The organism is Ruminococcoides bili (genome assembly GCF_040093295.1).
Classification (GTDB): Bacteria; Bacillota; Clostridia; order Oscillospirales; family Acutalibacteraceae; genus Ruminococcoides; species Ruminococcoides intestinale_A.
Window position 1 is genome coordinate 24,852 of sequence record NZ_JBBNJY010000003.1, and the last position, 20,112, is coordinate 44,963.

Here is a 20,112-nt window from a genome sequence, read left to right on the forward strand (position 1 = left end):
TTTTTATTATAGTCATCCACTCTCCGGTGTCGAATGTGCCGCATATTCTGGGTGCTTCAGAAGCCACTTTGCAAAATAGGTCCTGCCCTCGTCGCTGGCGTAAAACTTACGCAGCTCCGGGAGCATGGCCTTGGCAAAGGAGGTAAGCAGTTCCTCCGGCAGTGCGACCTGCGTGTAGTCGAGTTTGCGATATTCTCCCATAGGCCGCACCTCCTTATCGCTCTCGGTCGGTTCGTCGGCGGTAGTCCCGCTCGCAGAGCTTCACCACGGCATCCTCAATCTGGGCGGCAGTATAGCTTTGCGGGAAATACTTTCGGATGCGCTCCATTGGGATTTTCAGGCGGGCCTTCTGGTTTGCTTTTTCCTCCGACATAATGGTTTGAATGACCGCCGTGGTCAGCGTCCCTTCCCGGTCAGCCTTGTGCATCCGCCATGCCTGTGAATAGGACGGGGTGCAGTCGTTGATGGCGCACTGCTCCAGCACCTCCCGCTGGCTCTGTTCATCAAGAAACGAAAGCTCCACACCGACGGACAAGGCAATTTCGCCCTCGTCCATCTTTTCAAGGAATTCAGGAATGAGATAGGTCAGGCGGATATATCGCTTAACGGTATCCTTGCTGATTCCTTCTTGCTCTCCGATTACCTCCGTGGACAACTTCGGCGCAATTTGCTCCGAAGTTATGTCTGTTCTTTGTCCCTGATGCTTCAGGACATCAGCTTTCAACTTATACGCAAACGCCTTTTCAGAGGGCAGAATATGTTCCCGGTAGAGGTTGCTGTCCACCACCGCAATGGCGGCAGCATCCCGGTCGAGGGCATAAATTAAGGCAGGGATCTCGGTGATCCCTGCCTTTTGTGCGGCGTGTAAGCGGCGGTGGCCGCTTATTACCTCATATTCATCTGTATTTTCAATCGGTCGGACAATCAGCGGCGAAAGAATACCTTGCGTCTGTATGCTTTCGATCAGCGTGTTCATCTCGTCATCGTCCCTGACCTTGAACGGGTGTCCGGCAAAGGGACGCAATTTTTCTACCGGAATTGCCACCGGCTTTTTCATCGTATTTTTCATTTTATCTACCTCTTTCCTTGTATCTTGCACGGGCTTTTTTCTCCAGCTCGTGCTCTTGTTTTAGCAATTCATACAGGTGCGGGGATTTCTCTAAAATCCGCTCTGCACGGCGCAGACGCTCTCTTATGGGTTTCATCTGCTTGGATACCATCTTTCGGCGCTCTTTATAAAGGGCTTGTTCTTTTTGCGACCTTGGTCAACGGATGCGGTTGTTGATGTCGCTGCGCTCACGCTCCAAAGCAGAAAGTTCAGACTTGGATCGCTCAATATTTGCTTGGAGGTCGGCTACCGTATGGATACCGTGCTCCTGTAAGAAGTGATAGTCGGCAACCAGCTCCTTCAAATCCTTCTCAGCCGCCCGCAGATCCGGCGACAGCAGCATTACATCGGCAAGCTCGGCTACGATTTGGATTATCGTTATGACAAGATAAAACACCGCATCCACCAAAATGGTTGCAGTGTCATAGCTGTGTTCAATGGAGAACCCCCAGCTTTCGCAGCTCGTCCTCCAGTAGGAATTTCTTCGGCTTGTACGGTGGTCGGTATTCCAAGGTGAATAGCCGATACCGATTTTCGGCGTTCTGCCGTAGCTGTGCGTTGACACGATCTTTGGAAAAGCCGATGCCGCTCAGCCGCACAGCACGCTCCCAATGCTTCGCTTTGACCGAAAAGCGCACAGGATCGAGCGTATAACCGAACGCATAGAGCTGACTTTCAAATTCTCTGGGGCTGGTCGCAAAGGACAGGCAGTATTCCACATCCTCCCGCAGATAGTCCCGGTGGATTTTCTTGCCGGCCTTGTGAACCCAATATTCTTTCTTTTTGCCCTTACTGTAAAACTCGCTGTTTTCCAATACAGACAGCTCGTGCTCCCGGCAGATTTCATCGGAGATTCTACGCAGCTCCTTGTGGTCGCCGATTTTGTTTTTGAACTTTGCGCCGTCCTTAAAGGACACGGGATTCACAACAAAATGGCAGTGAACATTGTCGGTGTTCAGGTGGACGGTAACGAGCACCTGATACCGGTCGCCCCACATCTTTCTTGCTGTTTTCTTTCCGATTACAAAGGCTTGCTCCGGCGTGACCTCGCCTTCACGAAAGCTCTGAATGCCGTGGTAGCCGACGACCTTTCCACGCAGACCGAATCGCCGCTGCACAGCGATCATCTCGGCATAGGCGTTCTGTGCCGAGCAGTTGATACCGCCCACAAACATCTTGCGGTCGGTCTTATCGTCGTTCTCGGCATAGCGCAGAGCGGCGTACAGATCCTCGTCCAGATATTCCGGGGCGGTGGTCTTGTCGGGATTGTCGGCGTAGTCCAGCGTGGCTTTCAGGTTTTTGAACACAGGCCAAAAGCCTGTTACGGCCATGCCGCATCACCCCTTTCCCGGCAGCAGGAATTCTGCTGTGATTTGTTTCAGCACTGCGCAAATTTCCTCGTCCAGCTCCGGTGAACTGGCTTTATCCGCAAGCGCACCCAGCTTTTCAAGACAAACAAAAAGAGCGTCAGGCGGAACCGTTCTCGGCTCGTACCCCAACGCTCTTTGCTTCACATATTCGCTTGTACTCAGCCCACATTTTCGGGCCTTTGCTTGAATCTTCTCTTTTTCCATTGCCGTAACTCTTACGGCAATTCGTACATCCTTCCCCATAGCATCACGCTCCTTTCCTTGGGGGATTGGGGGCTGCGCCTCCCAAAGAGTCAGCCGATTTCGGCTGTGATTGGGACTTTGGCGGCACACAAAGTCCCTGCTTGCTATACCGTAGGACGCACCCCGCAGGGCATAAAGAAAAGTGGCTGTCAGATACTGGGATTTCAGCGCATCTCTGCGCTGCCCAATACCGAAAACCGCTTTCTTGCCACTTGGGATACATCTTGTTTCAGAGCCAAAATGGCTCTGATTCTGCTGTAAATACGGTGATTTGAGCCACATATCGGCGTTTTGGCTCAGTCGAACATTTCAAGGTCATCCAGCACGCTCTTTTCATTTTCGGCTTGCTGCTCCTCGGTCAGCTCCGGTTGTACCTGCTCAAAGACAGGAGGTGCCGCAACAAACGACACCTCCTGCAATTCCTCCCGTATGACCTGCCGAATATCATCCAGCAAAACCCCATTTGTGGATGACTGCCGCTGCATTTCGTTTAAGATCGCCGTTACCATAAAAGCGTTGCGGGATTTATCCAGCGACTGTAAATATTGTGCGGCGTTTGCCTCTTTTGGCTTGTCCAAATCAAACCGCACATTGATTCGATATTTGCTCATCCCTTCGCCTCAGCCTTCATCTGCGTTTCCGCCAGATATTCATACCCCTTTGCAGCGGCGCAGATGTCCTCAACGAATTTTACACGGTCGGCGCTGAACTTATAAAAATTCTTTACAAGGCAGCCGCCGCCACCGGTCACATACAAGGTCATCGTATTCTCATCGTAGCCGTGCTCGCGCAGCCTGCGGAAAATATCCCGCACATACTCGGCAGCGACGCCCTTGATGATTTTCAGGTCGGCAGGCGCAATATTTGCCGTGCCGGTGATCAGCACCTCGTCGATGATGGCATCGTTGATCTCCCGCTGTGTTCTCTGCATAAACGCCTCACGAACTGCAAGCGTACACTGGTAGGTCCCGAATTTTTCGGTGAACATCTTGCCCTGCTGCGGCTTGCCGTTGATCATATACAGGGTGTTCATCGTGCCGTTGCCGATGTCGGCAATCAGGTTGACGCCTTTCAGAGTGGTGGCAAAGCCGGCAATAGCGGCGTACCCCTGCGGATAGATACGCACATCGTCGATGTAGAGGTGGTAGTCCGCCTTTTTGTAGGAGAACTCCACCTCGGCATTCTTCATCAGATATTCCTTGAAGTCCGCCTTTTGCCCGCTTGTCCAGGTCAGGGGCAGACCGGCGGCAATCACAATGTGCGCCTCGGTAAGATTTTCGGCTTTCAGCTCCTTGGCGATTGCCGCAAGGGTCAGCACATAATAATCCTCGTCCTTGATTTTGTCCGGTGCAAATTCCTTGTGCCCCTCGCCGATGAGATAATACCTGCCGCCGTAGACCAGCATATCCGCCGTGAACAGTGGCTCGTGGTCATAGGCGGTGATGCCGGTGGGAAAACAGAAATTGGCCGTTTTCATATTCCCGTACCCGTGGTCGATGCCGATGATTTTTGTGTTGTGGATTGTTTTCATTTCCTCATCCTCCTCATTTATTCTGATCTCTGATTTGTGCGTATAGCTCACTATCGGACGGCAGTACCGCCCGGCGGAAATAGTTGCAGTAAATGCCGCTCCGGCTGATGATCTGCACGCAGCGATGTGCTTCTCCGTCATCCAGCAGGATGCAGTTACCGTGGTCATAGCAGCAACATCGCCGGCGCACCAGTTTGTTGACCCGCCCTCGCTGGGACGGGTATATTCTCCATTTCATAATCTCCACCTCCGTTTGGGCATAAAAATAACACCTACCGATTTCCGATAGGTGTTATCCTGTGATCTTGTCATTCTCAAAGCCGTAATCCACGCCGGTGTAGGCCTCGTAAGCCTGTCCGATCTTGCGGATGCGCTTGAGCACGCCGCTGTGATTTTTGTAGCCCAGCTTTTCGGCGATCTTCTCCAGCGTGTCGCCGCTCATACGCAGTTCAAGGATCTGCATATCCTTTTCGCTGAGCGTGGCCTTGAACTGATCCACCAGTGCCTGTGCTACCACTGTTTCCTCCACATTCTGCGACGGGTCCGGCTCCTCGTATTCCTGTCCGCCGTGGGCGTCAGCATAGGCCTCCTGAAATTCCTCCAGTGAGATCATCGGGTGCTTGGTGCGGGTATGGTACCATTTTCGGATGAAGTCCGTTTTCTGGTTGCTTTTCCGAAAGTCGAAGTCCTCGAAACAAGGATATTCCCGCGCCACTTGGATGATCTCATCCTTCCGGTGCTTTTTCATCACATTGGGCACAATGTAGCGCAGATAGATGTCGATCTGCCATTCCGGTACATACCCCAATTCCGAGTGGCAACCTTTGAATAATTCGCCGGCGGACGCCAAGATGCCTTCGTCCGTCAGCTCTTGAATCCAGTAGTCCGGGCAGTGGGCAAACCGCCACGCCGGGTCGTAGCCAGAGTAAATTTCCATATACTCGCCGAAGCCCATATACGGCCAAACCATAAAGGCGGTGGCATCTATGATGAGCAGCCGGAACAGATCGCTCTCCACGAACTCACAGGCGGCACGGTTGTGAAATAGCTCCTGCGGATTCCGTGGAATGGCGTTCAGCTCTGCCCCACAGCGGGACAGGATGCTTTTCGGGATGAAGTAGTAGAACGGGATGTACTCTGCGTTTCGGAACGGCGTAGGTGGCCCGTCCTTTCTGGTCAGCATAATTGGCATTTTTATCGTCTCCTTTCCAGAGGGCCAGCGCCCTCTATTTTTTTAACGGCACAAGCAAACGCCGATTGTTCCTGCTTTTCAAAAATAATTTTAGCATAGTTGCTGTCCAATAAAAATCCCTACAAGCGCAGAAAACGAAAAAAGCCCCGGTGCGGATCAAGAAACCTGAAACGCACCGGGGCTGAACGAAAATCCATAGATTCGATTCCTGTCACTGCTTTTCTTACAATAAACGGTGACAATTTTGTTTTCATACTTTTCGGGTAAAATAATCAAAAAATACTCGGAGGTAAATCCACAATGAAGGGACGATTACTCACGGCGGCGGAGATCGCCGAATTTACGGAACATCTTGTCTTAGAGGAACGGAGTGCCGCAACAGTCGAAAAATATGTTCGGGATGTCCGCGCCTTTGCGGCATACGCACCGGATGGAGAAATTACAAAGGAAACCGTGATCGCATACAAAAAGCACCTGCAAGAAATCTACGCCGTGCGGAGCGTAAACTCCATGCTGGCCAGCCTCAACTGTCTATTCAACTTTCTCGGCTGGCACGACCTGAAGGTAAAAACACTGAAACTGCAGCAGCAGGTTTACTGCCCCGAAGAAAAGGAACTGACGAAAGCGGAATACACACGGCTCTGCCGGGCAGCGATGCGAAAGCACAATGAACGGCTCTGTCTGATTTTGCAGACCATCTGCGGCACCGGCATCCGGGTCAGCGAGCTGCAATTTATCACTATTGAGGCAGCGCGGTGCGGCGAGGCGGTGGTAAGCTGTAAGGCAAAGACCCGGACGGTGTTTCTTGTGAAGGCGCTGAGGCAAAAATTGCTCCGCTATGCAGCGGAGCAAGGAATCGAAAGCGGAATAATTTTCGTGACCCGCACGGGAAAGCCGGTCAATCGGACGAACCTGTGGAGGGAAATGAAGGCGCTATGCGCGGAGGCAGATGTCAACCCTCAAAAAGTATTTCCGCACAACCTGCGCCACCTGTTCGCCCGGGTGTTTTACGGCATCGAAAAGGACATTGCCAAGCTTGCCGACATTCTCGGTCACTCAAGCATAGATACGACCCGCATCTATATCATTTCCACCGGCACGGAGCACCGCCGCCGCATGGAGAATATGCACCTAATTTTATAAGCAACAGAATCCCGATTATGTTGTAGTTCCATTTTGATAGAAGCATACCTATACATATTGTATTATAGCATCAACCTGCGAAAAAGTAAAGAAAGCATCGACGAAAAGCGTGAAAACCCTAAAATTGTCTAAAATCGAGCACAACAAGAAAGCCTTTCCAGCTCGCTTTTTGAAGCGATAAGAGGAGGCTTGCTTTTTCATACCCTTTTTGGCCTGTCCGATCTGTGGCAGGTCTTTTTTGCTGCCCTGTTTACAACATAATCGGGATTATGTTTCCGGGGGATCAAAAGCGTGACAAAGCAAGTGAAATCCAAACAGCGGGTGGCGGATCACGGCGAGGTATTTACCGCCGAGCGGGAGGTAAAGGCGATGTGCGACCTCGTGAAAACCGAGACAGAGCGCATCGACAGCCGCTTTCTGGAGCCTGCCTGCGGCGATGGAAATTTTCTTGCCGAGATCCTGTCCCGGAAGTTGGCTGTTGTAAAAAAGAAATACAAGAAGTTCCCGATGGACTACGAAAAGTATTCCGTTCTGGCCGTCAGCAGCCTGTACGGTGTGGATATTCTGCAGGACAACTGCGAGGCATGCCGGGAACGGCTTTATCGGATGTGGGACAAGAAGTACAAAGCCGTCTGCAAAAAGGAGGTCAGCGAGGACTGCCGCCGCTCGGTGCGGTTTATTCTGTCCCGCAACATCGTCTGCGGCAACGCCCTGAGCCTGATGCGCGTGGACGAAAACCAGCAGGATACCGGGGAGCCCATCGTGTTTTCCGAATGGGCCTTTGTGACCGGCTATCAGCTCCAGCGCAGCGACTACACCTTTGCCAGGCTGATGCAGGGATATGACGAGGCCCGTGACCTGTTCGACAAGAAAAAGCGCAAAAAGCGGGAGGAGCAGATGACCCTGTTCGACGCGGACGAACCCGCCGAGAAGCCCAGCGACGAGGGCGAGTTCCTCAAGAAATATGTGACGCACTACAGGAGGGTATGGGAAAATGAGCAATGATTTCTACTCCGGCATCTATAATCCGGATGTGTTGTCCTGCCTTGCCAATCTGTCCAACGATGAGGTGTTCACGCCGCCGGAGGTAGCCAATTCGATGCTGGATATGCTCCCGCAGGAGTTGTTTTCGGACCCCAATACCAAGTTTTTAGACCCGGCCTGCAAAAGCGGTGTCTTTCTGCGGGAGATTGCCAAGCGGCTGCTGACCGGATTGGAGCCGATCCTTCCCGACCTGCAGCAGCGTATTGACCACATCTTTCATCACCAGCTTTACGGTATCGCCATCACCGAGTTGACCAGCCTGCTCTCCCGTCGTGGTGTGTATTGCAGCAAGTACCCCAACAGCGTGTATTCGGTGTCCCGCTTTGACGATGCGGAGGGCAATATCCGCTACAAGCGGATTCCTCACCGTTGGAAAAACGAAAAATGCCTCTTTTGCGGCGCAGCCCAGAGCCAGTACGACCGGGACGAAATGCTGGAGACCCATGCCTATGAGCTGATCCATACCACCAAGCCGGAGGATATTTTTAAGATGAAGTTCGATGTGATCATCAGTAACCCGCCGTATCAGTTGAGCGACGGGGGAAACAACGCTAGTGCTACACCCATATATCAATTTTTTGTTGAAAAAGCCCAGAAACTAAATCCTCGATATTTAACTATGATTATTCCTTCACGCTGGTTTTCTGGCGGAAAGGGACTGGATTCATTCCGGGATAATATGATTAACGATACAAGAATAAGGGTTTTGCATGACTTTTTGAATGCGTCCGACTGTTTTGGTACCGGTGTAGAAATCAAAGGCGGCGTATGTTATTTTCTCTGGGATAGAGATGATAAAGGCGTTTGCTCGGTAAATACTCATTCGCATGAAGGAATAATCTCGAATGCTAAGCGATACTTAAAAATTGGAGATAACGATGTTTTTATTCGCAGAAACGAAGCCGTTTCCATTCTCGAAAAAGTTCAGAATAAAGCAGAGCCGTCTTTTTCAGAAATAGTAAGCTCACGAAAACCATTCGGATTGCCAACAAACTTTTCCGGGCATGCAGAAAAAAGAAATGGCGATTTTGTCTTATTACAACGAGGAAATTCTGCTTATATTTCGGAAACCGAAGTATGTAAAAATGCTGATTGGATTGAAAAATATAAAATCTTTCTAACAAAGGCGTATAATGCTGGTGATGAGTATCCACACCAAATTCTTAATAAGCCGCTTTTAGGAAAGCCTGGCACCTGCTGCACAGAAACTTATATTGTTATCGGTCCATTTGATAATAAAGCAGAAGCCAAAAATGCAATGTCATATATAAGCACAAAATTCTTTAGGTTTTTAGTTTCTGTTAGAAAAATTTCTCAGGATGCAACGCAGAAAGTATATCAGTTTGTCCCTATGCAAGACTTCTCCAAACCTTGGACTGATGCCGAACTTTACGCCAAGTATGGCCTTACCGATGAAGAAGTTGCTTTCATCGAATCTATGATAAAGCCTATGGACTTGACCGGAGGTGAGGAATAATGCCGCAAATGGATTTCTTTCCCCAACGCCCAGAAGTCCATCCGATGATCTATGCCTATCGGGACTTAAATCCGGATTATGACGGCCTGCTGAAGGTGGGCTACACCGAAAAGGATGTGGACAGGCGTGTGGCGCAGCAGTACCCCACCAAGCGCCCGGACGGCAAGCTCCCATATGAGATCTTGTACCGCAGCTCCGCCATGCGGGAGGACGGCTCCTGCTTTACCGACCACGATGTGCATCGTATGCTCCGCCGCAGGAAAATCACCGGCGTGGGCGGCGAATGGTTCCGCTGCACGGTGGATGAGTTGGAAGCGGCGGTGCTGGCGGTGAAAACCGACACCCTCAACGAGGAGAACCGCACCCGCACCTTTTCCATGCGCCCGGAGCAGGAGGAGGCCGTCAACAAGACCATCGCCTATTTTCGTTCCGCCAAGCTGGATACGCCGGACCGTGCGCCGAAATTCCTCTGGAACGCCAAAATGCGCTTCGGCAAAACCTTCGCCGCCTATGAGCTGGCCAAACGAATGGGGCTGAAAAAGGTGCTTGTGCTGACCTTCAAGCCCGCCGTCGAGGCGGCGTGGGAAGAGGATCTCATGACCCACAAGGACTTCGAGGGCTGGCAATTCATCTGTCGGGATGGAATGCGCTACGAGGATGCCGACCTGTCCCGCCCTATCGTCTGTTTCGGCTCTTTTCAGGACTATCTCGGCACCAACGAGAGCGGCGGCATCAAGGCAAAGAACGAATGGGTACATACCACCAACTGGGACATCGTGATCTTTGACGAATACCATTTCGGCGCGTGGCGGGACAATGCCAAAAAGCTCTTTGAAATGGACAACGAGGATGAGGATTACGACTTCGATATGGAGAAGTACAAGAAGGACGAGGCCGACAATGCCTACAACGAGACCTTCCTGCCCATCACAACATCGTACTATCTATTCCTGTCCGGCACGCCGTTCCGCGCCATCAACAGCGGCGAATTTATCGAGGATCAAATCTACAACTGGACCTATTCCGACGAACAGCGGGCCAAGGAAAACTGGGACGGGGCTGCGGACAACCCCTATGCAGCGCTGCCCCGGATGGTGATGATGACCTACCGCATCCCGGACAGCATCCGGCAGATCGCCATGCAGGGGCAGTTCGACGAATTTGATTTGAATGTATTTTTCTCCGCCAAATATGGCGAGAAAAGCAAGCCGGAGACCGCCCGCTTTGTCTATGAGAACGAGGTGCAGAAGTGGCTGGACCTGATCCGAGGGTCTTATCTCCCGGCCAGCGTGGACGATATGAAGCTGGGTCAGGACAAGCGCCCGCCTATGCCGTTTTCCGATACCCGGTTGCTGAATGTGCTGTCCCACACCTTCTGGTTTCTGCCCAATGTGGCCAGTTGCTATGCAATGTATAACCTGCTTCAGCAGAAGCAGAACAGCTTTTACCACGATTACCGCATCAATGTCTGCGCCGGGACCAAGGCGGGCATTGGCGTGGATGCGCTGGAGCCGGTGCAGAAATCCATGGGTGACCCGCTGACCACTAAGACCATCACGCTGTCCTGCGGCAAGCTGACCACCGGCGTCACGGTCAAGCCATGGACGGGCATCTTTATGCTGCGGAATCTGAAAAGCCCGGAGACCTATTTCCAAGCGGCGTTCCGGGTGCAGTCCCCGTGGACGGTGCGTACCGGCTCCGGCACCGATCAGATCATGAAGTATGAGTGCTATGTCTTTGACTTTGCGCTGGACCGCGCCCTCAAGCAAATCTCGGATTATTCCTGCCGCCTGAATGTGAATGAAAGCAACCCGGAAAAGAAGGTGGCGGAATTCATCAACTTCCTGCCCGTACTGGCCTATGACGGCAGCAGCATGAAGCAGATCGACGCACAGGATATTCTGGATATTGCGATGGCCGGCACCTCGGCCACACTACTGGCCAAGCGCTGGGAATCTGCATTGCTGGTCAATGTGGACAATGATACGCTCCGGCGACTGATGGCAAACAAAGAGGCCATGGAGGCCCTGATGAAAATTGAAGGGTTCCGCAGCCTGAACTCGGATATCGAGACCATCATCAACAAATCGGAGAGCGTGAAAAAGGCCAAGAAGGAAAAGGGCAAGGAGCTCACCAAGGAGGAGAAAAAGGAAATCTCCGAGGAAGAAAAAGAATACAAATCCATGCGGAAGCAGATTCAGGAAAAACTCATCAAGTTTGCCACCCGTGTGCCGATCTTTATGTATCTGACGGATTACCGGGAGCGCTCTCTGAAGGATGTGATCACGCAGCTGGAACCGGGGCTCTTCAAAAAAGTGACCGGTCTGGATGTGAAGGACTTTAATCTGCTGGTGGAGCTGAATGTATTTAACGCCAGCCTGATGAATGATGCCATCTTTAAATTCAAGCGCTATGAGGATTCCAGCCTGTCCTACACCGGCCTGAACAAGCACAAAAACGAGGATGTCGGCGGCTGGGATACCGTCGTGAAGCGCAAGGAGTACGAGCTGCTGTTCTATAACCAGCAGTCTACGATGAATGCGCCGGAAATCGACGAAGCCGATGCTCCGGAAGCGGACGAGGAGCCGGAACCGCCCAAAGCCCCCGTTCCAACTCGGACGCCACCGGCTAAGCCGGATTTTGTCACTGCTGCCTTCGGCGTGAAATCTCCGATCGCTCCCGCAAAGCCCCAGCAGCCCGAAAAACCGAAGGTCGATGTTTCCGGCGTTGCCGTTGGAAGCGCTGTGGCTCACGCTAAGTTCGGCATTGGCAAGGTGATCGAGCTGAACAGGGGATATGTGACCGTCCGCTTTGAGCAGGGCGAGAAGCGCTTTATTTTCCCCGATGCGTTTGAATCCGGATTTTTGAAAGTACAATAAGCCAAAAGAGGCCCTCCGTATCATTTTCTCGATACGAAGGGCCTTGCCTTATGTATAGGATTTTTTGTATTCTATTCAACTGTTTTGAAAAAATATCGTAAGTTTTCAGCTTCTCTCAGTGTTGATTATATATCAATTAAGTCGGTATATATGATTTCAGCAACTCCGCTACGGATACTATTCATCCATCGAACCCACTCCATTTGATTTTCAGCTTTTAGTGCTTCGGTTACATCTTCTTTTTTGGTAAGTTCCGTTATCAACCGAGAAAACAGCTTCTCCGCTTGCCCTTCAATATCGGCGAGGTAGCTGTTCAGTTTACCACTTGTCAGTAAGTTATAATACAAAATTTTGTGGTGCTGTTTAAGATACCTTGCGTGCCTCTGTCCCCCACTAACAAACGGGTGCTGCTATGACTCCTCCTTTGGCAAGCTACCCACGGAAAATAGTGTTTCCAATAAGCTTATAATAGATTTCTCTTTCTTAGTCAAGACATATTATTTTGATTCGTTTGTTGCACTTGACAAAATTCAATTTTTGTGATATTATAATAGACAAATAATCCAATGTAGAGGAGAGACTTATATGGACATTTTTCTTGGCAAAATTTCTCATGACATTAAACAAAAAATTTATGAATGCATATTCCAAGCACTTTGTGAAGACCGTCAAGAAGCGGATGCATATATGGGACTTAAAACACATGTGTCCGGTCCCTTCCTGAACTGGGATTTAATATACCGAAACCTTATTAATGCTTTTGGCGATGATAATGTCAGCGTCAAGTGGTCTACAACAGTACGAGGAATGTGGACTGTATTATTGCTCTATGATGTAGAAAGCGGATTACTTATTTCTTTTATGAGGGATACTCGCCTTGAGGCAATTAAACATTTGAAAGCGGAAAAACAGCCGCAATATATCCGTTCGCTAATTGCCTTGAACGACGAACTTCAAGCTACCAATAAACAGCTCACACTTTCAAATGATGTAACAAGCTCTGAGTCGCAAAACGGAACTGAGTTGATGAAAGTTCTTGACAACTTGTGTTCAGGTTTCGATTGCCCAATAGAGCATCACGAACTTCATCATGCTCTTGTTTGTTTTTCGAGCAAGTACGGAACATTGAGTTCTCTTCAAGCTTATATTTTAGATTGCGATTTGGATATTGTAGAACAACAAAACTGGCTTGATATGACTAAGCCTGTGATGAGTAACGAAATTGAGACTGCTAAGCAGGAGCATAACAAATCAACAATCACTCTGAAATCGAAAGCTACTGATCGTTTGAAAGAAAAAGGATTGGTCGCCTTAAAGGAAAAGAAAAAAGAAAAACAAGCATAATCCCCCATTCTGAAAGCGAGCGTAATAATTATGAAATTATTTAATGGTAATCGGCTGAAATCAGCACGTCAATATAGAGAGCTTACAGTTGAGGAATTGGCACAAAAAATCAATGTAAGCAAGCAGACCATATCACAATATGAAACTGGAAAGATTGAAAATGTTCCTTTTGATAAAATACTTTCTATTTCAAATGTTCTGAATTTCCCATATAAATACTTTGCGCAGGAAAATCGTTTGAAGCTTCAAACAGGAGCAACCTATTTCCGTTCTCTTATGAAAACAAGTAAGAAGTACCGACTGGCACAAGAAATTAAGATGGAGCACATTGCTGCTATCTATTCCTTTTTGAATGAATATGTTACATTTCCTGAACTTAATTTGCCTGATCTGAGCGAAGAAACTCTTTCACCAACCGAAGTTGCAAAAGTATTGCGAGAATATTGGAAACTTGGAGATAAGCCAATAGAAAATCTTATGAGTACTGTGGAGCAAAACGGAATTGTTGTTACTACTTTCGCTACTGATACTGATGACATTGACGCATTTAGTCAATATGTCGATGTGAATGGGACAGATGTCTATCTGATCGCTCTTTCCAGTAACAAAGAGTCTGCTTCTCGAATTAATTTTGACATTGCGCATGAGTTGGGACATATTCTTTTGCATGAATGGAGTGAAGATGAAGAAGTTCTTACACGTGAGGAATTTAAGGCAAAAGAAAAGGAAGCGAATGAATTTGCTGCTGCTTTCTTAATGCCCGAAACATCGTTTGCAGCTGATGTAGAGTTGGATCCACAAAACTTAGACTATTACAAACAGATTAAGCGCAAATGGAAAGTGTCTATTGCCGCAATGCTTTACAGAAGTTGCGATCTTGGCATTATCACTCAAGGTCAATACCAGTATATGATGCGTATAATGCAAAACAAGGGATGGCGGAAATCAGAGCCACTTGATAATACAATGAAAGCGGCAAAACCGGCATTGTTTTCAGATGCCGTTGATCTTCTTCTTGACAATAAAGTTTTTACACAAAAAGAATTCGTTGACGAATTAAGCGAAATGGGACTTGCTATGAATCCGAGCGAATTGGAAGTTTTACTCAATCTGTCAAAGGGAACGCTATCTGTTCAAAATACAGAGCCTGTGAAAATGGTGATTCTTAAGCCAAAGGAGTGATTAATAATGCTGATTGATGAAATTGTGGATTTTTGTGATACAAAGTACCGAAATAGCAAATGTAATAGATGTGATAATTGTAGTTATGGAGATAATTGTCCAGGGAGCTGCGAAAGGTGTTTACATTATATTCATACGCCTACTTCGGCACCTGCACCAAGAAAATATGACTGTAGCAACATGGCTTGTTATTACACTTGCAAATATTCATATAAATATATGTCCGAACTTATTAATGCGTTTTCGAATTTAAAAGATTTGAAATATAAGTCACATATAAAAGTAATGTCTGTTGGCTGCGGTCCATGTACTGATTTATTCGCACTGGATTTTTTAAGACAGGATGGTGTATTCAAATTTGATTCTGTCGAGTTTCGTGGTATTGATCCAGCTAAAGATGTATGGTTTGATATTCACGAGCAAATAAAGAGATGTAGCCCTTCAATCATTATACCCAAATTTTATTACAAAGATGTAACGAAACTTATCGATGTAATCACAGAAGTCCAATAGATTCCCGATTTGATTGTCTTTCAATATGTGTTTTCGGATATGGAAAAGCACTGCGATTCAGTTCGCCTACATGAATTCATTTCCAAGTTAGCAACATTTGTAAATGACGCTATGAGGAAAAATACATATATAGTCTTGAATGATATTAATCTTTCAACCCAAATGGGAGGTGGGCGTGAGCTCTTTGATGAACTGGCTGACCAAATAAATAATGCAAACAAAAGACGCTTACATTTTAAGAATAATAACAAACCCAATCACTACAATTACGGAGAAGAATATAAGGACAATTCATTGATAGTCGCAAATCCGCAATTTGTAAATGAATATAATCCGTATGATTCATGCGCAAGTGCTCAGATGATAATAAAGAAGGTAAAATAGATGATTATAAGTGCCAGCCGACGAACAGATATACCAACATATTATTCGGAGTGGTTTTTTAACAGACTTAAAGATGGGTTTGTTTATGTAAGAAACCCTATGAATATCCATCAGATAAGTAAAATACCACTTTCTCCCGATGTAGTTGACGGGATAGTTTTTTGGACAAAGAATCCCACACCAATGTTAAATAGATTGGATGAACTCAACCAATATATTTACTATTTTCAATTTACTCTGAATTCATATAGTGTGGATGTTGAGCCCAATATTCCGTCAAAAAACAATATAGTAATTCCGACTTTTCAAAAACTATCCCAAAAAATCGGGAAGGACAAAGTAGTGTGGAGATACGATCCGATTTTTTTCAATCAAAAATATACATTGGGTTACCATGTAAAATATTTCAGAATGCTCGCTGATAAGCTTGCCGGATATACAGAAAAATGCACGATCAGTTTTATTGACTTATATAGAAATACGCAAAGAAATATTTCGCCTCTTAACATCCAAGTTCCGACAGAAATCCAAATCGAACAACTTGTAACACAGTTCTCTGAAATTGCTGCACAATATGGGATTTACATCGATACCTGTGCAGAAAAAATTGACCTTGATAAATTCGGAATTAAGCATGCCCATTGTATTGATAAAGATCGCCTAGAACGAATCGGGCAATATACACTTGATATTGATAAGGACAAAAATCAACGCACTGAGTGTGGATGTTTTGCAAGCATCGATATAGGAACATATAACACCTGCAAAAATGGCTGCTTGTATTGTTATGCCAATTTCAGTCAAAAGGCAGTATGCAATAACTTTGGACTCCACGATCCAACATCTCCGCTACTATTTGGTACAATTGGAGACGATGATGTTATAAAGGAGAGAGAAGTACATTCATGCCGAAATTGTCAAATGAATTTGTTTTAATATTAATGGAACTGCGAGATTTAATTATTTAGCAAAAAATATAGTCCGCATAGACTTATATCTAATAATCAATCAAGTTAAACAAATCACACGGAAATTTATATGATGAGTGAAAATGCTCTGCTGAGTAATAAAGACACATATGTGTCAAATACAGTTTCTGGTCACATGATTGACAATTCATGTATTTTGAAGCCAAATAATATAATACATACGGTCAATGGTACTTGTTGTGGATAACCATAATAAAAATATAAGTAAAATGAAGCGCCCACAGGTTCGTTTTGAATCTGTGGGCTGCGTCTTAAGAATATATTAACTCTGCATTCACAATCTCCATAGCGGCATTTCGGATATTGTTCATTTTCCCGACCCACGCCATTTGATCAGTGGCTTTAAGATTCTCATCGATACCTTGCTTATCAGCCATATCTTTAACCAGCCGTGAAAACATTTCTTCCGCTTGTTCGTCAATGTCGGCAAGATAGGCATTTAATTTGCCTGAAGTTAAATAGTTATAATAGATGACTTTGTGGTACTGTTTTAAGTACCGTGCGTGTTGTTGTCCCCAAATGCCGATAGATTTCTGTGCTTCTTCGGTAAGTGTCAAGTTTGGAAGCAGATAATCTCCAACCTGAGTATATGTACCACCCACCTGTTCAAATAATGATTTTTCCATAGTGTTTTCCTCCTGTGTTTTATTGTGTTTTCATTTTACAGAAAATCAGGAAACAACACCAATGTGCCGATTTTGGAGTATAGCAAAACACCGCCTTAGAACTTAATCTAAAGCGGTGTTTTCTGTTTGTATCAGAGTGAACATTTAACGGCGAAGCCGCCTGCAAAAAAGTAGGTGTTCGTCCAATACCTGTTTGGTGGAGATGATTCGGACACGGAGAAAGTCACGGTTTAAAAATACTTGTGTCTGCCGAGTGAATTAAAAGGCTTTTAAGGAGTGTGATAAATACCTATATAAATACTATAAATTTGAATATCCTTAACTCACCAATTTTCGGCAAAACAAAAGGATATTGCAAGGCAGTTAAAACTGCCTCCCCCACATCTCACGCTTAGTGCGTGGTGTGGTGTTTTGGCTTGCAATATACTTTTTGTTGCCGAATTTTTTGTCTATATATATTTTTACACTTTTGCGTGGAAAAGCACGGAAGATTTTTCCATTTTGCTGTTATATAATGTAAAAAGAGGGTGAAACAAGGCAGGTGATTGATATAGATAAAAATCAACAAAAACGCACAACATTAAACGGAGTTTATGAAACAATGAGCGAAATCATAGGCTTTGACAATGTGGTAAAACTGTATGAAAACTTTAAAGGGAGTCAGATAAACTTTCCTACCCGACTTTTTTCTAAGGAATTTGTCCTTGAAGAAGCACTCAAGGCATATGACGGAACATCGGAATCAATCAATCTGATTGCGACAAAATACTCGTATTCGGAACGAACAATCAGAAAACTATTAAAAAATCATTTAAACTCAATTTAAGCAAATCAGCTTAAATCATATTTTTATTCTTAGGAGGAATTTTAGTGTTACAAATTATCATCTCAATCATAGGTTTAATTATTGCAGTATTTGTTTTTGCTTTGATAGCAGACAAGTTTCCGTCCATTACAAACTGCATACCATTGGCAATATTCATTTTTGTACTTTTATGGGGAGCAAGTATTTGTATTTCCTATATAGCGTGGTGGATTGGAATAATTGTAGCTATTGTCGCTCTGATTGTTTACATAATAAAAAAGAAAAAGCCTCTGCAAATGGACAACAACGAACCAATTGACAATAATCAGGAGGATAATAATGAATCTAAATGAATTTTTACAAAAAGAAAACTGTGAAAAAAAATTTAATATATGTGTGGGCAACATAAAAGTTTCAAATGAAAGAAATTTATACAATGCTTTAAGAAAATGGTATAAAAGCCTTGCAAAATCAGCACAAAACTCGTTTGATGAGGGTTATAAATCCTATAATAACTGTGAGGACATTATTTCTAAAGCAGAAGATGATTTTAAAAGCAGTATGGCAATTGTTGTTGAAGATTTGAAAGATACCTTTATAAATTTAGGTGAATATGATTATGACACCAATGCCGTTTCTGAACTAATCGAATCCGCAGGTTGCACAGAAATATTTGAAGAAAGATTTTGCTCTGTTGCCGAAAAAGTGTATTCTATTATGGGTGATGTTGAAGCTCAGAGAGAATACAGAGAACAAAGAAAAGAAAACAGAGGTCGTTGGCAGGGTGCTACTATAGGTGAAAATGCCATAACTGCAATAAGCCATCAAATTGATGTCGGTGCTATGAATATGGCGAGTGGTGCGGCACATAGTGTTGCAAATGCTGTCGGCAACTTTTTCACCGAAATGCAGGCTGAATCAGACCTGAAGAAATTATTCAAAAATAATGAAGTTAAGATTTTACTTTCTGAGGGTGTGTATTACTCAGCATATTCCGTAATTGAGGTATTTATGCAAACAGTCGGACAAGATTATGACTGGGGATATGTTGAAGATTGCGACAGCGAAAAAGCACAAAGATTGATAAATAACCTCAAAAGCAATTCAATTGCTTCAGAGAATATTTCAAAAATCTGCATAGATGTACTTTCTCTTAATCCGTATAACATTGAAATATATGATTACTTATTAAAAAATTACGGTGATGACGGAAGTTTGAGTACATTGGCAGAATACTTCGACATAGACGGTTTTTCTGCAATAAAGGAATCTATGGCACTTGACTATGTAAAAAAGAATCAGGGTACAACAGAAGAAGATGCCGTTAAAGCTAAACACGATTTAATCGAATATTGCAAAAACATAAGACTTGACATTACAGATGAGTCCGAATGTATTACATACATAAATTCCGTACTTGATGATTTTGATTTAAAATATCGAACAGTTGACGGTGTGGTCTGTGAAACAAGAGAAAGTGCTGATTTTTCAAGAAGCGAATTACCTGATATACTTGAATTTATGAAACAAATTCAGCCTTTAAAATCAAATCCGATATTGCCGTATGAAAATGACCTGTTAGCAAAGAAAGAAAAATTTATCAACACATTTTCTTCTGAGGTTTCTAAAAAGCATTTAGAAACTATCAATACATATCTAAGTGATTTTGATAAACAATTTTGTAAAACAAAATTATTTTCAAGCGTTCCAAGAAAGCAAGCGGCAAAAGATAGAGCTTTATCATATGCAAAAGGACTTCGATATTCTACAATTGAGGAGTTTGACAGAGAATACGAAAAATATAAAGATTTTATTATAAAAAATCTTGGCGTAAACATTGATGAAGCTGTTGAAGCAAAAGAATATCTTGAGAAAAAGAGGAAACGCTTGTCAAGTCCATACGGTGGCATAGGCGGATTCGGTGGTTTCTTCCACAAAAGAAAGTAATGCAATTTTTTAGTAAACGCATATATTTGCAAAAAGTGTATATAAAAAATAAATAATTTTTCACCATCTGAAAATGCACTCACCAAAAGGCGGTGGGTGCATTTTTGCATAAATAAATGACAGAAAGGAGCAGAACAATGGAAGCACTTTGGTTTGTACTTGGTTTTGCGGTAACAACAACCGTTGTACTCGCAACAGAAAAACTCATCATAAAAAATTAATTTGGAGGAAAAAATATGTTTGGACTTATTATGGCACTTACAACAAAAGTAGCGGTAGAAATGTTTGCAACAGGTGCAGGAACTGCTATTACACTTCTCTGCACAGGTACAAAG

At 45.2% G+C, this 20,112-nt stretch carries 22 protein-coding genes and 1 pseudogene; 12 read left to right on the forward strand and 11 right to left on the reverse strand.

Annotated elements, in window-relative coordinates; all coding sequences use genetic code 11:
• Positions 1-12: 12 nt before the first annotated feature.
• The 9 genes from AAAY30_RS01500 to AAAY30_RS01540 all read right to left on the reverse strand — a co-directional run bounded on the left by AAAY30_RS01500 (position 13) and on the right by AAAY30_RS01540 (position 5,444).
• A complete protein-coding gene (locus AAAY30_RS01500; RefSeq protein ID WP_295027178.1) occupies positions 13-201 on the reverse strand; it encodes a hypothetical protein in 189 nt (62 codons plus the stop codon).
• Positions 202-214: 13 nt separating this feature from the next.
• On the reverse strand, positions 215-1,069 hold the full coding sequence (locus tag AAAY30_RS01505) for a ParB/RepB/Spo0J family partition protein (RefSeq protein ID WP_295027176.1): 855 nt from the start codon (positions 1,067-1,069) through the stop codon (positions 215-217).
• A 196-nt stretch (positions 1,070-1,265) separates the two neighbouring features.
• Positions 1,266-1,505, reverse strand: coding sequence for a hypothetical protein (locus AAAY30_RS01510; protein ID WP_295027174.1), 240 nt, complete (start codon positions 1,503-1,505; stop codon positions 1,266-1,268).
• 37 nt (positions 1,506-1,542) lie between these two features.
• Positions 1,543-2,439, reverse strand: a complete 897-nt coding sequence (locus AAAY30_RS01515; protein WP_295027172.1) for a relaxase/mobilization nuclease domain-containing protein — start codon at positions 2,437-2,439, stop codon at positions 1,543-1,545.
• 6 nt (positions 2,440-2,445) lie between these two features.
• The gene (locus AAAY30_RS01520) at positions 2,446-2,721 is read right to left on the reverse strand and encodes a plasmid mobilization protein (RefSeq protein WP_295027170.1); all 276 of its coding nucleotides are present in this window, start codon (positions 2,719-2,721) and stop codon (positions 2,446-2,448) included.
• Positions 2,722-3,017: 296 nt separating this feature from the next.
• Positions 3,018-3,332: a hypothetical protein gene (locus AAAY30_RS01525; protein WP_295027168.1), complete on the reverse strand. Its 315-nt coding sequence runs from the start codon at positions 3,330-3,332 to the stop codon at positions 3,018-3,020.
• Entirely contained in the window at positions 3,329-4,252 is a 924-nt protein-coding gene (locus AAAY30_RS01530) for a ParM/StbA family protein (protein ID WP_295027166.1), read from the reverse strand. The genes AAAY30_RS01525 and AAAY30_RS01530 overlap by 4 nt, the downstream gene beginning before the upstream one ends.
• Before the next feature lie 13 nt (positions 4,253-4,265).
• The gene (locus tag AAAY30_RS01535) at positions 4,266-4,490 is read right to left on the reverse strand and encodes a cysteine-rich VLP domain-containing protein (RefSeq protein WP_177899537.1); all 225 of its coding nucleotides are present in this window, start codon (positions 4,488-4,490) and stop codon (positions 4,266-4,268) included.
• Positions 4,491-4,544: 54 nt separating this feature from the next.
• Entirely contained in the window at positions 4,545-5,444 is a 900-nt protein-coding gene (locus AAAY30_RS01540) for a hypothetical protein (RefSeq protein ID WP_295027163.1), read from the reverse strand.
• A 300-nt stretch (positions 5,445-5,744) separates the two neighbouring features.
• On the opposite strand from AAAY30_RS01540, the gene AAAY30_RS01545 reads away from it, so the two are divergent.
• The 4 genes from AAAY30_RS01545 to AAAY30_RS01560 all read left to right on the forward strand — a co-directional run bounded on the left by AAAY30_RS01545 (position 5,745) and on the right by AAAY30_RS01560 (position 11,987).
• The gene (locus AAAY30_RS01545; RefSeq protein ID WP_295027161.1) at positions 5,745-6,587 is read left to right on the forward strand and encodes a tyrosine-type recombinase/integrase; all 843 of its coding nucleotides are present in this window, start codon (positions 5,745-5,747) and stop codon (positions 6,585-6,587) included.
• Between the two features lie 291 nt (positions 6,588-6,878).
• The gene (locus AAAY30_RS01550; protein ID WP_302191071.1) at positions 6,879-7,592 is read left to right on the forward strand and encodes a hypothetical protein; all 714 of its coding nucleotides are present in this window, start codon (positions 6,879-6,881) and stop codon (positions 7,590-7,592) included.
• Complete coding sequence (locus AAAY30_RS01555; protein WP_295053516.1) at positions 7,582-9,108, forward strand: Eco57I restriction-modification methylase domain-containing protein; 1,527 nt, start codon at positions 7,582-7,584, stop codon at positions 9,106-9,108. The genes AAAY30_RS01550 and AAAY30_RS01555 overlap by 11 nt, the downstream gene beginning before the upstream one ends.
• Positions 9,108-11,987, forward strand: a complete 2,880-nt coding sequence (locus tag AAAY30_RS01560; RefSeq protein ID WP_302191072.1) for a GIY-YIG nuclease family protein — start codon at positions 9,108-9,110, stop codon at positions 11,985-11,987. Before AAAY30_RS01555 ends, AAAY30_RS01560 begins: the two co-directional genes overlap by 1 nt.
• Positions 11,988-12,112: 125 nt before the next feature.
• Here AAAY30_RS01560 and AAAY30_RS01565 read toward each other — a convergent pair.
• A pseudogene (locus tag AAAY30_RS01565) lies at positions 12,113-12,364 on the reverse strand (TnpV protein); the annotation flags it as partial.
• A gap of 208 nt (positions 12,365-12,572) precedes the next feature.
• Here AAAY30_RS01565 and AAAY30_RS01570 point away from each other — a divergent pair.
• From AAAY30_RS01570 to AAAY30_RS01590, 5 genes are read left to right on the forward strand one after another with little or no spacing between them, the layout of a single operon-like run.
• Positions 12,573-13,331, forward strand: a complete 759-nt coding sequence (locus AAAY30_RS01570; RefSeq protein WP_295027153.1) for a DUF5986 family protein — start codon at positions 12,573-12,575, stop codon at positions 13,329-13,331.
• A 30-nt stretch (positions 13,332-13,361) separates the two neighbouring features.
• Entirely contained in the window at positions 13,362-14,513 is a 1,152-nt protein-coding gene (locus tag AAAY30_RS01575; RefSeq protein ID WP_303248396.1) for a helix-turn-helix domain-containing protein, read from the forward strand.
• A 6-nt stretch (positions 14,514-14,519) separates the two neighbouring features.
• Positions 14,520-15,026, forward strand: coding sequence for a hypothetical protein (locus tag AAAY30_RS01580; RefSeq protein ID WP_303248397.1), 507 nt, complete (start codon positions 14,520-14,522; stop codon positions 15,024-15,026).
• Between the two features lie 9 nt (positions 15,027-15,035).
• A complete protein-coding gene (locus AAAY30_RS01585; RefSeq protein WP_295027147.1) occupies positions 15,036-15,410 on the forward strand; it encodes a hypothetical protein in 375 nt (124 codons plus the stop codon).
• Positions 15,411-16,346: a DUF1848 domain-containing protein gene (locus AAAY30_RS01590; RefSeq protein WP_295027145.1), complete on the forward strand. Its 936-nt coding sequence runs from the start codon at positions 15,411-15,413 to the stop codon at positions 16,344-16,346. It abuts the gene before it with no gap.
• Positions 16,347-16,650: 304 nt separating this feature from the next.
• Here the strand turns inward: AAAY30_RS01590 and AAAY30_RS01595 are convergent, their stop codons facing one another.
• On the reverse strand, positions 16,651-17,025 hold the full coding sequence (locus AAAY30_RS01595) for a TnpV protein (RefSeq protein WP_295027142.1): 375 nt from the start codon (positions 17,023-17,025) through the stop codon (positions 16,651-16,653).
• Positions 17,026-17,566: 541 nt separating this feature from the next.
• Between AAAY30_RS01595 and AAAY30_RS01600 the strand changes: the two genes are divergently transcribed.
• From AAAY30_RS01600 to AAAY30_RS01610, 3 genes are read left to right on the forward strand one after another with little or no spacing between them, the layout of a single operon-like run.
• Positions 17,567-17,851 carry a hypothetical protein gene (locus AAAY30_RS01600; protein ID WP_295027141.1) on the forward strand — a complete coding sequence of 95 codons (285 nt, stop codon included), beginning with the start codon at positions 17,567-17,569 and terminating at the stop codon, positions 17,849-17,851.
• Between the two features lie 44 nt (positions 17,852-17,895).
• Positions 17,896-18,183 (forward strand): hypothetical protein, encoded by a 288-nt coding sequence (locus tag AAAY30_RS01605; RefSeq protein ID WP_295053510.1) that lies wholly within the window; start codon positions 17,896-17,898, stop codon positions 18,181-18,183.
• Positions 18,170-19,777, forward strand: coding sequence for a hypothetical protein (locus tag AAAY30_RS01610; protein WP_302484294.1), 1,608 nt, complete (start codon positions 18,170-18,172; stop codon positions 19,775-19,777). Before AAAY30_RS01605 ends, AAAY30_RS01610 begins: the two co-directional genes overlap by 14 nt.
• Positions 19,778-20,112 lie beyond the last annotated feature (335 nt).

Excerpts from the sequence above, each read along its gene's own strand:
- AAAY30_RS01500 (WP_295027178.1), bottom strand. The coding sequence starts at position 201 with ATGGGAGAATATCGCAAACTCGACTACACGCAGGTCGCACTGCCGGAG.
- AAAY30_RS01505 (WP_295027176.1), bottom strand. The coding sequence starts at position 1,069 with ATGAAAAATACGATGAAAAAGCCGGTGGCAATTCCGGTAGAAAAATTG.
- AAAY30_RS01515 (WP_295027172.1), bottom strand. The coding sequence starts at position 2,439 with ATGGCCGTAACAGGCTTTTGGCCTGTGTTCAAAAACCTGAAAGCCACG.
- AAAY30_RS01520 (WP_295027170.1), bottom strand. The coding sequence starts at position 2,721 with ATGGGGAAGGATGTACGAATTGCCGTAAGAGTTACGGCAATGGAAAAA.
- AAAY30_RS01525 (WP_295027168.1), bottom strand. The coding sequence starts at position 3,332 with ATGAGCAAATATCGAATCAATGTGCGGTTTGATTTGGACAAGCCAAAA.
- AAAY30_RS01530 (WP_295027166.1), bottom strand. The coding sequence starts at position 4,252 with ATGAAAACAATCCACAACACAAAAATCATCGGCATCGACCACGGGTAC.
- AAAY30_RS01535 (WP_177899537.1), bottom strand. The coding sequence starts at position 4,490 with ATGAAATGGAGAATATACCCGTCCCAGCGAGGGCGGGTCAACAAACTG.
- AAAY30_RS01540 (WP_295027163.1), bottom strand. The coding sequence starts at position 5,444 with ATGCCAATTATGCTGACCAGAAAGGACGGGCCACCTACGCCGTTCCGA.
- AAAY30_RS01545 (WP_295027161.1), top strand. The coding sequence starts at position 5,745 with ATGAAGGGACGATTACTCACGGCGGCGGAGATCGCCGAATTTACGGAA.
- AAAY30_RS01555 (WP_295053516.1), top strand. The coding sequence starts at position 7,582 with ATGAGCAATGATTTCTACTCCGGCATCTATAATCCGGATGTGTTGTCC.
- AAAY30_RS01560 (WP_302191072.1), top strand. The coding sequence starts at position 9,108 with ATGCCGCAAATGGATTTCTTTCCCCAACGCCCAGAAGTCCATCCGATG.
- AAAY30_RS01570 (WP_295027153.1), top strand. The coding sequence starts at position 12,573 with ATGGACATTTTTCTTGGCAAAATTTCTCATGACATTAAACAAAAAATT.
- AAAY30_RS01575 (WP_303248396.1), top strand. The coding sequence starts at position 13,362 with ATGAAATTATTTAATGGTAATCGGCTGAAATCAGCACGTCAATATAGA.
- AAAY30_RS01580 (WP_303248397.1), top strand. The coding sequence starts at position 14,520 with ATGCTGATTGATGAAATTGTGGATTTTTGTGATACAAAGTACCGAAAT.
- AAAY30_RS01590 (WP_295027145.1), top strand. The coding sequence starts at position 15,411 with ATGATTATAAGTGCCAGCCGACGAACAGATATACCAACATATTATTCG.
- AAAY30_RS01595 (WP_295027142.1), bottom strand. The coding sequence starts at position 17,025 with ATGGAAAAATCATTATTTGAACAGGTGGGTGGTACATATACTCAGGTT.
- AAAY30_RS01610 (WP_302484294.1), top strand. The coding sequence starts at position 18,170 with ATGAATCTAAATGAATTTTTACAAAAAGAAAACTGTGAAAAAAAATTT.